The organism is Candidatus Eisenbacteria bacterium, assembly GCA_016867495.1.
GTDB lineage: Bacteria > Eisenbacteria > RBG-16-71-46 > CAIMUX01 > VGJL01 > VGJL01.
The window spans coordinates 1-13,046 of sequence record VGJL01000005.1 but is presented as its reverse complement, the minus strand read 5'-3'; the positions used below and the strand labels follow the sequence as shown (position 1 = coordinate 13,046).

The window sequence follows — 13,046 nt, the reverse complement described above, 5'->3', positions numbered from 1 at the left end:
CACTCTCCTCGACTGGCGATCAACCATGGCCGATTCGTATCCTGTCGCTATCGCAACAGCGTCATCGTAAACCCGGCGGAGAGAGATATCCGCATGTTGTCATCGAGCGGTATGGGCAGCAGCTCGAAGATCGCCGCCATCGCCGCTCCTCCCAACATCATACGCCACGTGAACGGGTCGCCCGGGTAAAGCCAGGCCGCGGCGAGGCAGGAGAGGAAGCAGGCGAGGCTACCCTCGATCGACTTCCCAAAGAGGCGGGGGCGGCCGAAGCGTCTGCCGACGATGGCGGCCATCCCATCTCCCAGGGAGAGGAAGGCCATCGAGGCGATCGCGATCTCTCTATCGAATGCGTAAGAACAGAGCAGAGCGGAGAGAAGGACGTAGGTCGATCCCAGGAGGTTGTTCCTCTCGTGGTCGCGGACGATGCTCCCGAAGATGTAGTAGAAGAACGTCCGCACCCGCCGTTCGTTCAGGCGCACCAGGTCGGCGAGAAGGGCCAGGACGGTCAGGGCGAGCAGAATGTGCCGCCCCGCCGGCTCGGGCGTCAGGTAGTAGCCGATCGGCACGACGACCCCCGAGAGATGGAAGGCCTTGCGGCGGACCTCGGAGAGAAACCTCATTCCCGCGTCCTCCCCCGTTCCGACTCATAGGCGTAACAGTAGGTCCAATAACCGTCCAGCACGAAGCGAACGAACTCGCGCGTCTCTCGCCACCCGACCCGTTCGATGAGCAGGTCCGGATCGCTCCAGCGCGCGGCCCACTCGCTCGCCTTGGCAGCCCCGGCGTTGTACGCGGCCACCAGGGCCGGGAGCGGCCAGTCGTTGTCGTCCATCAGATCGCGCATGTGGCGGCATCCGAGCGCGAGGTTCCGATCCCCTCGTTCGAGAGGAGCGGCTGGCATTCCCCAGCGTTCGGCCGTCTCCCGCGCGGTCGGCTTCATCAGCTGGAGAAGCCCGGTAGCGCCGGCGCTCGAGACGGCGCCCGGATCGAAGAGCGACTCTCTGCGGGCGAGCGCCCAGATGAACTCGGGCCTCAAAGCAACTGCCCGAGCCTCCCGGAGAACCCAGGCCCAGTAGGGGCGAGGATACCGCAGATGGGGCGCCGAGCCGCCGCCGAGAATGCCCGCCCGGATCGCCAGGTCCGGCAGGCCCAGGCAAAGAAACGCCTCAGCGCGCCCCTCGGGAGCGAGAGCCCCTTCGAGAGCGCGCCGCCGGTCATCCGCCCAATCGACGCGACCGAATCGGCGAAAGAGACGAAGAAGCCTGGCGTGCTCGATCGCTGCCGGCCCGGCCGGGGGGCAGCGCAGGGTGTCCCTCACGCCCATCGCGCCGCCTGGGCGGCGGAGCTCCTCCAACTCCAGCCTCCAGAACTCCTCGCTCTCGCCCCTGCTCCGCCGCCTCCATTCGGCGTCCGCTCGCCTCGCGTAGTAGCCGCTGCCGCGTCTCGCCTCGGCAAGAGCGCCCTTCGCCGCGACCGAGTCGGCGCGACCCTCGTGGATCTTGAATCGCCAGAAGGCCGCCGCTGTGGCCTGGTCGGTTCCGCCGAGAAGATCCAGATCGCGGAGCGCCTCGCCCCAGAGTCCCGCGGCGAAGCGGGCGATCGCCCTCCGCAGGCGTCCTTCCGAGGCCATCGCGGGAAGCTCGGCGAGAAGCGTATAGAGCGAATCGGCGAGAGCTTCACGCCCCTCCGACTCCGCCTCTCTTCCCCACTCGACCAGCGCCCGCTGCCGCGTCTCTCTGCCGAAGGCGGCCGCCGATGCGTAGGCGCGGGCCATCGGGTCCCAGCGGGCGCTGTTGCGCGCGGCGCGAGCGCGGACCAGGTGCCATCTCGCCGCAAGCGAAGGGTCGGCCGGGCATCTCCGGGAGTCGGTTCGATCGAGCACTTCACCGTTGCGCCGCCCCTGCAGGAGACCTTCCAGCCAGACGATTCGCATCGAGTCGGGATCGCCCATGAGGACCAGGAGGGACTCTGCGGAGTCGAGCATCCCATGGCGCATGAGCACGCGGAAGAGGGCGCCCCCTTCGCGCCGCGCAGCGAGCTCCGGAGCTTCTCGAAACCTCCGCAGCGCCTCCATCCGCGCGGTCCGCGTCCCCGGATGCTCGCGAAGGAGCGTGTCCCCGACCGCCCGGGCCGCCCCATGCCTTCCGAGGGCCAGAAGGGCGCGAAAACGCGCGGCCGTCTCGTCGGCGCCGCGCCCGAGCGTTCGGCGCATCCGCTCTCCTTCCCTCAAGAGGCCCTCGGCGTCTCCGGCCCGTTCTTTCGCGCGAAGCAGTCGCCTCGCGGCCGGAAGCGTCCATTCCTCGCGCGGGAAGCGGGCGCGCAGCTCCTCGGCGTGAAGAGCTGCCGCCGCGGAGTCGAAAGCCATGTCGAGGAGCTCGAGCCTGAGGAGATCGCGGTACTGCCCAAGACCCGGCGGCATCCTTCCCTCCTCGATCCAGCGCAGGGCGTCGCGAGGTCGCTCCGCCTCCGCGCATGCGAGGGCCGCCGCGAGAGGAAGCAGACCCGAGGGGTCGGCCTGCGCCCAGTCGACCGGAGAATAGGAGACGATGAAGGCGGCAACCGTTTGCGCGCCCCCATAGGCGAGGCGATCGGCGATCCAGCCCACGAGGAGCGGGGACGGACGATCGGGAGGAGGAGGAGAGGCGGCAAGCAGGGTGTCGATCATCGCGCGCACGGAGTCGGCCATGCCCCGCGCCGACTCCGAGAACGCCTCCGGCACGAGCTCCGTCGCCAGCGGATCGATCGAAGGCTCCGGCCATGCCGGCGCGCCACTTCCGATTCGGGCCAGGACGAGCGCCCCGAGCGCGGCTCCGCACACGCCGCCCAGGCGCCTCGGACGCCCCCGAACCCTCCTGCCCGAGCCGTTCACTCCCACTCTATGGTCGCCGGCGGCTTGCTCGTGACGTCATAGAGGACGCGATTGACCCCGCCCGTCTCGTTCACGATCCGGTTCGCGGAGCGCTCGAGGACCTCGGCCGGCAGCCGGGCCCAGTCCGCAGTCATGCCGTCGACGGACGTCACCGCTCTCAGGACGACGGTCAGACCATAGGTCCGTTCATCCCCCATCACGCCGACCGATCGGACCGGCAGCAGCACCGTGAAGGCCTGCCAGACCTGATCGTACGTGCCGCTCTGGCGCAGCTCCTCCATGAAGATCGCGTCTGCCGCCCGCAGCAAATCGAGGCGCTCCTTGTTGACCTCGCCGGCGATCCTCACGGCGAGCCCAGGGCCAGGGGACGGGTGCCTGCCGAGCATCTCCGAGGGAATCCCGAGCCCCTTTCCCACTTCCCTGACCTCGTCCTTGAACAGCTCGCGGAGGGGCTCCACGAGCCTCAATCTCATCCGCTCGGGCAGGCCGCCGACATTGTGGTGGCTCTTGATCCGCGCGGAGGGCCCAGCCGCGCCCTGTGACTCGATCACATCAGGGTAGAGGGTGCCTTGCACAAGGAAATCGGCGTGTCCAAGGCGCTGCGCCGCTTCATCGAAGACCTCGATGAAGAGCCGGCCGATTCGCTTTCGCTTCTCCTCCGGATCCTCCACTCCGGCCAGAGCGGCCAGGAACCGATCGGAGGCCTCGACGAGATGGACATGGATCCCCAGGGAAAGCAGCTTCTCGCAAACCCACTCGACCTCGCCCAGGCGGAGCAGCCCGCTGTCGACGAAGATCGCGTGCAGGCGCTCTCCGAGGGCCCGCTGGCACAGGACGGCGGCCACGGTCGAGTCGACGCCGCCGCTCACGCCGCAGACCGCGACGCCGTCGCCGACCTGGCGGCGGATCGACTCGATCGACTGCTTCGTGAAGTCCTCGAGGCTCCAGTTCGTGCAGAGCCCTGCCAGCCCGAACAGGAAGTTCGACAGGACCTTCATCCCCTGCGGCGTATGGCTCACTTCGGGATGGAACTGGACAAGGAAAATCTTTCGCGCCGGATTCGCGACCGCCGCGTGCGGACAGGTAGCGGTTCGGGCGAGCGTCCGATAGCCGTCGGGCAGCTCGACGACCTGGTCGCCGTGGCTCATCCAGACCTCGATCGGCTCCTCCAGCCCGTCGAGGAGCCCGCCCGGCTCGATGACCGCAAGCCGCTGCCTGCCGTACTCGCCGCTTGTTCCCCTGACGACGCGGCCGCCGAGGAGGTGGCTCACTGCCTGCATGCCGTAGCAGATCCCGAGCACCGGCAGGCCCAGAGCGAGGATCTCGGGACGGGGCAGGTAGCGGCCGTCGACGGCCGAGGCCGGGCTTCCCGAGAGGATGAGGGCCGATGCGCCCCGCGAGCGGAGCGTCTCGGCGTCCACGTCGTAGGGGAAGAGCTCGGCATAGAGGCCGAGCTGCCGGACCCGGCGGGCGATCAAGAGGTTGTACTGGCTCCCGAAGTCGATGACCGCGACGATCGACATCTCGCCCTATCCGTGCCTGAAGCAGCGCGCGTCGTTCAGCACCATCGCCATCCCCCACCGATCGGCGGCTTCGATCGACTCGGTGTCCCTCTTCGATCCACCCGGATGGATCACTGCAGTGACGCCGGCTTTCGCCGCCTCCTCCACGCAGTCGGGGAAGGGGAAGAAGGCGTCCGAGGCCATGACCGCGCCCTTCAGCCGATGTCCCGCCCTGCGCGCCTTGTGCATCGCGATCCAGAGGGAGTCGATGCGGCTCGTTTGCCCGCCCCCGATGCCGATCGCGCGGTCCTCCATCGCCAGGACGATCCCGTTCGATCGGACGGCGCGGACGACCTTCCAGGCGAAGAGAAGGACGCGCTCCTCCTCCACGGTCGGGGGTCGGCGCGTGACTGTCCTCCATCCGGATTCCCCAAGGCGTAGCGGGATCCGATCCTGAAGGAGGATCCCCGCCCCCAGGTCGCGGAACGCGTAGGGGCTCCGCGGCCCCTCTGCGTTGAAGAAGAGCCCGGGGTCGCCCTGCAGCAGGATCAGGCTCTTCTTCGATTCAAGCCGCTTGCGGGCCTGCGGATCGAAGGCCGGCGCCGCGACCGCCTCGAGAAAGATCCCGCCGATCTCATCCGCGCAGGCTGCGTCGACCACGCCATTCAGAGCAACAATGCCCCCGAAGGCGCTCAATAAATCGCAATCGCGGGCGCGCCGGAAGGCGTCTGCGAGATCGGGCCGGGTGGCCGCGCCGCACGGCGTCGCGTGCTTGATGACGGCGGCGGCAGGGTCCGGTCCCAGGTCCCGCACCAGCGAGATCGCGGCTTCGAGATCCTGCAGGTTGTTGAAGGAGATCTCTTTTCCCTGGAGCTTCTCGAGCCCCCCCGGAAAGCCGCGCGCCGGACCGTAGAAGGCGCCGCGCTGCGACGGATTCTCTCCGTAGCGCAGCTCCCAGAGGAGGCTGCCTCCCCGGACAATCGAGTCAGGCAGGCCGCCCTCTCCGTCCCCCAGGTAGGAGGCGATCGCCGCGTCATAGAGGGCCGTCGCCCGGAATGCGCGGGCGGCGAGCTCGGCAGCCATCGACTCGTCGATCGATCCCGCCCCCTCCCGCAGGGCCCGCGCGACCCGGGCATAGTCGCGGGGATCGGAAACGACGACGACCGAGCGATGGTTCTTCGCCGCGGCACGGAGCATCGCCGGTCCGCCCACATCGATCATCTCGATGGCGCCCTCCCGATCGTCCGGGCGGCGGGCGATCGTCTCCTCGAACGGGTAGAGATGAACGACCACCATGTCGATCGGTTCGATTCCGTGAGGAATCCTCTCCGCCTCGTCCTCGGGGACTCCTCGCCGATAGAGGATGCCGCCGTGCACGCGGGGATGGAGCGTCTTCACCCGACCGCCAAACATGGACGCAAGCCCGGCCCAGTCCTCCAGCGAGATGACGGCGAAGCCCCTCATGCGAAGCCACTCCGCCGTGCCGCCGGAGCTCAGGATCTCGGCGCCGGCCTCCGTGAGGGCGGACGCCAGCTCCTCCAGACCTTCCTTCTGAAAGGCGGAGAGCAACGCCCTGCGGACTCGGATCATTCGGAACTCCGGCCTCGGCCCAACTCGGGCGCGGATCCTCCCGCCCCGATCCGATCGTGGACCCGCTGATAGCGCCGGAAGGTCTCCTCGATGATCTCCTGAGGGAGAGGCGGGGCCGGAGGATTCCGGTCCCACGCGGTCCCCATGAGGTGTTCGCGGACGAACTCCTTGTCCAGCGACACGGGCGCGCCCGCGGCGGGGCGTTCGGCGTCCCAGTAGCGCGAGGAGTCGGGCGTCAGGACCTCGTCGATCAGCGTGAGCTTCCCGTCGATCCAACCGAACTCGAACTTCGTGTCAACCAGAGTGAGCCCCCGCGCCGCGGCGAACGGCTCGGCGAGCTCGAAGATCCGCAGGGAGATCCTGCGGAGCTCGGCCGCGAGCCCGGCGCCCACGATCTCTTCCAGCTCTTCGAAGGAGACGGGACGGTCGTGGCCGACGTCCTCCTTGGTCGTCGGCGTGAAGAGAGGGGCGGGGAGCTTTCCGTAGGGCTCGATTCCGGGAGCGACCTCGATCCCCCCCACTGTTCCCTTCTGCGCGTACTCCCGCAGGCCCGATCCGGCAAGGTGGCCCCGGACGACGCACTCGACCGGGATCCGGAGCGCCTTGCGGACGAGCATCCACCGATCGCGAAGCGACGGGAGGATGTGGCGGAGCTCGGCCGGGAAGTCGCTCTCTCCGTCGCTCACGAAGTGGGTCGCGACATGAGACGAGAGACCTCGAAACCAGTGCGCGGAGATCCGGTTCAGCAACTTCCCCTTCCCGGGGATCGGCGTCGGGAGGATGCAGTCGAAAGCGCTGATCCTGTCGGTCGTGACGATCAGGAGCGTGTCGCCCAGATCGAGCGTCTCGCGGACCTTGCCCGATCGGGACGGAGAGACGCCGAGATCTCCAAGCCCCAAGAAGGAAGCTTTCATCAGTTATCCTCCAAACTGTCCTTATAGCACAGCCCGCCACCCCCCACAACGCTCGGGGCGGAGCCAGAGCCGCCCTCCATGCCATCTGAGCGCCAGTTCCCCCTCGCGGTCGGTGCGATGGACCTCGATCCTCCGCCGGGACAGCCTCGATAGCACGGACCGTGAGGGATGGTCATGCCGGTTTCTAGCGCCGCAGGAGATGATGACAATCCGGGGCGCGACCGCGTCCAGCCAACGGTCGCCGGTCGATCCGCCGCTCCCGTGATGTCCCGCGAGAAGGACATCCGCGCGCAAGCCCTCCCCCATCGCCGCGAGGGTCTCCTCCGCGCCGCCGCCGAGATCCCCGGGAGCGAGCAGCCGCCCCGCCCCGCCGCTGATCTCGATGACCAGGGAGCCCTCATTCCCCGAGGCGGCCTTCTCTCCCGAGCGAGGGTGAATGAGGCGCATCCTGAGCGAGTGGGCTTCGCGGCTCCAGGGCGCGCACAGGGGCAGGATGGCGGGCATGCGCCGCCGCGGAAGCCTCAGGCGAACGTCGACAGCCTGACTCACGTAGACGGTGTCGACACCGATGCCGCCCAGGAGCAAGCCGCGCAGGCCGCCGATATGGTCCTCGTCCCCGTGCGTGAGAAAGACCCCGCGCAAGCGGCCCACGCCATGGGCCCGCAGCGCGGGCGCGAGGAACCTCTTGCCACGCAGCCCGTCCGGTCCGCCCGGACCGGTGTCGATGAGAAAGTCGCCTCCAACCCGGGCACGGATCAGCATGGCGTCCCCTTGCCCTACGGGCAGGACGACCGCTTCGACGGGCGCTTGCGCCAGCCAGCGTCCCGCCAGCGGAAGCACGGGGGCGGCCGAGCCCGCGAGAAGGGCAAGGGCGCCGAACAGCAACCCTCCCTTCCGTCCCCTCATCCTCGAGGCGGCGTGGAGAAGGAGCAGGACAATGCCGGTGCTCCCGAGCCCCACGGCCTCGCCGCAACCCGCGCGGACCGTGAGCGACTCCCCGAGCGGGAGCAACAGCCGCAGAGGCGCCACCCAGCTCTGGATGAGGATCCCGGCCGGTCCCCAGGCGAGGGCCTGGAGAGTCGGGTCCGCCGGATCGCCCCATGCGAACCCCCAGAGAATCGCGACCAGCACGGGCCCGAACGCCGGGATGCCGGTCAAGTTTGCGAGGATCGCGACGGGGGAGCTCTCACCGAAGTGCGCCCAGAGAATGCCCGAGGTGGCAGCGACGGCGACGGCAGATCCGACGATCGGGACCAGTTTCGCCGGGACCCGAGGGCAGAGGATGAGCGCGGCCGTCCCCGCGTACGAGAGCTGGAAACCGGGCCTGCAGATCTCCCCGGGCGTGAAGCAACCGACAAGGAGCAACGCGACCCAGAACGACGAGGCAACGCTGGCCGGACGCCCCATCGCCTTGCCGACGAGCAGGCAGGCCGCCATCGTGATCGATCGGACGACGGACGGGAGCGGGCCGACCAGGGCGCCGTAGGCGCCGATAGCGGCGATGACGAGAGCCGCCCGCGCCATCGGCTGGCGTATGAGCAGGCGCAGGAGGAACTCCAGGAGAAGGGCGACGAGAGTCACGTGCAGACCGGAGATGGCGAGCAGGTGCATCGTGCCCGTCGCGCGGAAGACTCTCTCGAGATCCTCATCGATGATGCCGCTCTCCCCCCAGATCAGCATGGGGATCATCGATCGAAAGATCTCCGGGAGCGATCTGCCGATCCGCCCCGCGAGCCACGCGCGGACTCTGTCTCGCACGACGGTCCCGGATGCGGCGTCCGGCCCCGGCATCGCCCAGGCCTCCTTGACCTCGAGCACGCCCCTGTACATTCGCCACTTGAGCCCCGCGTTGCGATTCGCCAGACCGCGCGGCTGAGGCTCTTCGAGCGAGACGAGATACGCCCTGCCAACGAACCCTCCGGCAGACAGGCCGCGGCCTCGGATCTGAAACTTCCCGCCCACCGGGTGCCAGCGCCCCTGGTGCGCGAAGCTGACTCCCTCGGCTTCGAGCCCTGCGCCCGCCGCGCGAGCCCTGCCGCGCACGACAAGCTCCGGTATCCCGACGGGGAGCGGGCTCGCCGGACGCCGCTCCGCACCGAAGGCAAGCCCGACGCTAACGAGCATCGCGACGAGAAGGGTGTCCGCGAGACACCGTCTCCGTCGCCGAAGGGACAGAGCCAGGCAGGCCGCGACGACCAGGACGAGGGCTCCGCCGACGCAGACCCAGTTCGGAACGCCGAGCCGCCCTCCGAGCAGATAGGGCGGCAGAAGGGCGACGCAGAACGAGACGATTCCGGAGAACGGGCGCGCCGCTTCGGTGCCCCGCTGGCCCGGGTAGAGGGAAGGATCGCCGCCGTCCACGTCCCGGAGGCGCCGCACGGCGCATGCCACCGGACATGGGAAGGCCCGGATCGGCTTCCCCATCCGGGCCTCCCGCCGTCGCTCTTATGTCAGGTCAGTCGACAAGCTGCATCTTGCGCACGATCCGCTCTCCGTTCGCCTCGATCACGCAGAGATAGACCCCCTGGGCGAGTCGCGATCCCTCATCGTCCGTCCCGCCCCAGTGGACTTCATGCTCGCCCTCGCGGAGGATCCCGTCCACGAGCGAGCGGACTCGCCGCCCGGCCACATCGAAGAGCTGCAAGCGGACCGGCCCCTCCTCCGGCAGGGAGAAGCTGATCGCGGTCGAAGGACTGAACGGGTTCGGACTGTTCTGATCCAGCCGCACCTGGCGCGCGGGGCGCATCCCGTCGGCGACATCGACCACGTAGGTCGTGGAGGCGCTGAACTGGAAGTCCTTGCCCGTCGTCCCGCAGGCCCTCTTCATCGGGACCGCCATGAGCATGTACTCGGTGGCGTCCCATTCAGTCGCCTCGAAACTGGCGGCGCCCGTGCCGTTGACGGCCACCGGCCAGATCTGCCACACCGGCTGTCCGAGGAGCTTGCGGACAAACCAGATCTGGTGGTTGTAACCGCAGGAGTTCAGGGCCTGGTAGCTCACGAGGATCTTGTTGTCCGTGGATCCCGACTGCCTGTAGAAGCGGGTCAGGTTCATGCCGAGCCCCTGCGGCCAGCGTCCGCTCGTCGGATGAAGATTGGTCTGCGGGTAGGTCAGGATGTTGTTGTCCTGCACGACGAGGCGGTTGTAGGCCCCCCCCTCGACATAGTGTTCTCCATCATCCCGGGTCGAGGTGAAGCAGTTCCAGAGGGTCCACTCGGCGACCGCCGTGTCCAGGTTCTTCCCGAAGGCCGCCAGCTTGTTGTCGAAGCAGGTATACAGGTTCGTGTTCGAGGCGTACGCGGTCCAGACATCGCGCACCACCGAGTGTCCGAAGGCCTCCGATAGGAAGGTCGGCCAGAGGAAGCAGCCGTATTCGAACCCTCCGTTCGCGTAGTCGAGCCTGGTCCACGGGTTGTTGGTATAGAAGGCAAGGTAACCGTAGTTGTCGTTCACCTCGTCGTAGACCTCGTCCTCCATGAAGGTGGCTGTGTTTTCCATCCACCACCCGGCCCCCGCGTTCAGCCCGATCTGGATCACATGGTTGTACTCGTGCGCGACAGTGACCTTCATCGGCCAGGTTCTGTCCGTGTAGCCGAAGCCCTGGTAGTCGTTGTCGATGCAGAAGTAGGCCGTCCAGTCGTTCGGGTAGCCGCCGGGAACCTGGGACTCCGCGTAGGTGACTCCGTAGTAGGCGCCTCCGTTGTCCTCGACGTAGCAATCGATCAAGCCGATGCCGCCGCCGTTGGATCCGTCCGATGGAGGATGCGGCCATCCCCGGCGGTCATTCTGGTAGCTGTAGCTCGAGTCGCATGCCGCCACGACGGCGTCCCTGTACGCGGTGTTGGGCCACTGGTAGATCATGTCCAGCCCCGACGTGGCGTAGTGGATCCGGAAGTTGTCGGTGTCGACGTACGAGTCGAGGATCGGCCGCACCAGAAAAGCCGCCGCAGCCTGACGCATCTCGGACGACATCGCATCGAGATGGGCGCGCGCCTCCTGTACAATGAGCGTCCCGCACTTGATCGGCGGCGCTTCTGGAACGGCGAAGCGCGAGGGAAGGCGGCCGGACCGGTGCAAGGCGAGCAGCTTGTAGAAGGCACCTTCAGCCGGTGTGATCTCTCCGGCCGCAAGGGCCGTCTCGATACGCGCCAGAGGAGAAGGAGCGCTCTCCCCTCTCTGATCGCCCCAGGCCTCTCCGCAGGATCCGAGCGCCGCGCAGAGGAGCATCATGGAGACCACCCGCAGTGTCATCGGCGAACCTCCCGTCCGTGGATGGAGCCCCGACCCGGGCGCGAGCCCGGGTGGATCGTCTCGTCGAGTACTCTCTAACTAACTATACCCTGTGGAGATCCGCTGGTCAAGGCCACCGAGCTCATCGGAGCGGATGGATGCAGCCGGACGCGCCAGGAGAAGGGGCCGCGTCGCGCCGATGAAGCCGCGAGGGCCGGCGAGGGCGGGGCGGCTCCCTCCGTCCTCAGGGGCTCGTGGCGAGCGAAAGCTCGCTCACGGGAGTGAAACGATAGAGCTCCGAGGAGAGGGTCGATCCCTCCGAGGTCTGCGTCGTGAAGTAGTAGACGACAGGGCGGTCCATGGGGACCCACCGGGGGTCGACCATCCCCACATACGCGCCTCGTTCGGGGTCCACCGGAGCGAGAGGCAGATCCCTCGAGAGCGGGTCGAGGCCTGGCAGGCGCAGTCGCGGATTCCTCGGCGCGCTCCCGTCGGGCGAGGTGAAGACCGCCGTCAGGAGGATGCTCCCGCTCACCAGTACGCGGCCCGGTTCCTGATGGGAGATTGTCGGCCATGCCTCGAGACCGAAGCGCGGGTCGACGATGCGGTTGCCCCCTGCTTCGAGATCTACGACCTCCGTCCAGGTCTGCCCCGAGGCGCCGAGAACCTTGACGCCGTGCAGGCCGGGCGCGACGTCCTTTTCCCAGGGCGTCAGGCCGACGAACCGGCGATCTACGAAGACGCTGTCGCCCGCCGCCGACCGCATCCCTCTCCCTCTCTGGTAGAGCCACGCCTCGACCCTCAGAAGCGCCCGGTCCATCGCGAAGGCGTTGTTGATGCGTACGGACGTCTCCTCGCCGTTTTGAACCAGCGCCTCGCGTTGCCAGAGCGGGACTGTGTCGTCCTCGTAGAACACGGCGATCGATCCGACCGGGAGAGACCTGAAGACGCAAGGCGGCGTCCCCTCCTCGCCTCCTTCGAGCCAGACCCTCCCTCCCGGCCTTTCCTGCACGCAGCTTATGGACAGGCTGCCAACCGCGCGGGGACGGAGATCGGTCGTTCCATCGCTCTTGATCCTCACCGTCTCCTCGATCACTCCGAAGACTCCGAGGTCGAGAAGCACGCGGTGCGTACCGGGTGAGACTCCCTCGAGGATCGCCGGAGAGCCGGTCTCCTGATCGACGCCGTCAATGAAAATCGCCCGGGCGGGAGGCGTGGGCTCGATGCGCAACACACCCCCGGCGCCGCCGGAGCCGCGATGGGCTAGGAAGCGCTTCGTCCCCGGTATGGCGAGCACCCCGAGCATCATGACGACGGCCACTGCGAAGGCCGCCGTCCACTTCCTCCGCGGGAACCGTTTCGCGGCGCGATCCGGCTCTGCGACGGACGCGCACGACTCGCCGGCAGGCGCCTCCGGCGCGTTCGTCGGCCCCACCCCTTCCGAGGCCGCGCAGATCATGACTCGATCATCCTCGCGAGGACTCTCAGGCTGACCGGCCTCGTCCGAGGTCCACCGGGAGCGGCCCGCAGAAGTGACCATCCCCGGGTCCTTGACCTCCTCGAGGAAAGCGGGGAGCGGAATCTCCTTCGCGCCGTCTTCCCACCCGAGACGGACCGGGAGCGACATGGACGGCTCGACGGGCGCGTCGATCAGCCACTTTGCGTCTGTCTCTCGATCCGAGCCCGCCTCCGCTTCTCGATGCGAGCGCGCGCCCGCCTCTCGGATTGGAAACGCGTCGCGAGAGTCGACGACCAGATCCTGAGCGATGTCGCGGAGAATGGAGTTGCCATTCGCCGGGATGCCGCCTTGACCGACCGGGACAAACCGCATCGCCACGGCGCCCGCGCCGCTCGAGCGGAGGCCAAAGAGGTTGACCAGGCCGTCGCAGGCCCGTTTGAGGTCGACGCTCTGCTCGAAGACGCGCGTCACGGCCCGGTGG

Annotated in this window: 7 protein-coding genes; all 7 read right to left on the bottom strand. The window is 68.1% G+C overall.

Annotated features, from left to right (window positions below; all coding sequences use genetic code 11):
* Window positions 1-47: 47 nt before the first annotated feature.
* From FJY88_01770 to FJY88_01740, 7 genes are read right to left on the bottom strand one after another with little or no spacing between them, the layout of a single operon-like run.
* Window positions 48-620, bottom strand: coding sequence for a phosphatidate cytidylyltransferase (locus tag FJY88_01770; GenBank protein ID MBM3286067.1), 573 nt, complete (start codon window positions 618-620; stop codon window positions 48-50).
* Window positions 617-2,869, bottom strand: a complete 2,253-nt coding sequence (locus FJY88_01765; protein MBM3286066.1) for a lytic transglycosylase domain-containing protein — start codon at window positions 2,867-2,869, stop codon at window positions 617-619. Before FJY88_01765 ends, FJY88_01770 begins: the two co-directional genes overlap by 4 nt.
* Window positions 2,866-4,392 carry a glutamine-hydrolyzing GMP synthase gene (gene guaA, locus FJY88_01760; GenBank protein ID MBM3286065.1) on the bottom strand — a complete coding sequence of 509 codons (1,527 nt, stop codon included), beginning with the start codon at window positions 4,390-4,392 and terminating at the stop codon, window positions 2,866-2,868. Before guaA ends, FJY88_01765 begins: the two co-directional genes overlap by 4 nt.
* Before the next feature lie 6 nt (window positions 4,393-4,398).
* Window positions 4,399-5,958: a bifunctional phosphoribosylaminoimidazolecarboxamide formyltransferase/IMP cyclohydrolase gene (gene purH, locus FJY88_01755; protein MBM3286064.1), complete on the bottom strand. Its 1,560-nt coding sequence runs from the start codon at window positions 5,956-5,958 to the stop codon at window positions 4,399-4,401.
* Window positions 5,958-6,875, bottom strand: coding sequence for a phosphoribosylaminoimidazolesuccinocarboxamide synthase (locus tag FJY88_01750; protein ID MBM3286063.1), 918 nt, complete (start codon window positions 6,873-6,875; stop codon window positions 5,958-5,960). Before FJY88_01750 ends, purH begins: the two co-directional genes overlap by 1 nt.
* A gap of 21 nt (window positions 6,876-6,896) precedes the next feature.
* Entirely contained in the window at window positions 6,897-9,299 is a 2,403-nt protein-coding gene (locus FJY88_01745) for an MBL fold metallo-hydrolase (protein MBM3286062.1), read from the bottom strand.
* Between the two features lie 31 nt (window positions 9,300-9,330).
* A complete protein-coding gene (locus FJY88_01740; protein ID MBM3286061.1) occupies window positions 9,331-11,127 on the bottom strand; it encodes a hypothetical protein in 1,797 nt (598 codons plus the stop codon).
* Window positions 11,128-13,046 lie beyond the last annotated feature (1,919 nt).

Coding starts and splice junctions, on each gene's coding strand:
- FJY88_01770 (MBM3286067.1), bottom strand. CDS start 620: ATGAGGTTTCTCTCCGAGGTCCGCCGCAAGGCCTTCCATCTCTCGGGG.
- guaA (MBM3286065.1), bottom strand. CDS start 4,392: ATGTCGATCGTCGCGGTCATCGACTTCGGGAGCCAGTACAACCTCTTG.
- FJY88_01750 (MBM3286063.1), bottom strand. CDS start 6,875: ATGAAAGCTTCCTTCTTGGGGCTTGGAGATCTCGGCGTCTCTCCGTCC.
- FJY88_01745 (MBM3286062.1), bottom strand. CDS start 9,299: ATGGGGAAGCCGATCCGGGCCTTCCCATGTCCGGTGGCATGCGCCGTG.
- FJY88_01740 (MBM3286061.1), bottom strand. CDS start 11,127: ATGACACTGCGGGTGGTCTCCATGATGCTCCTCTGCGCGGCGCTCGGA.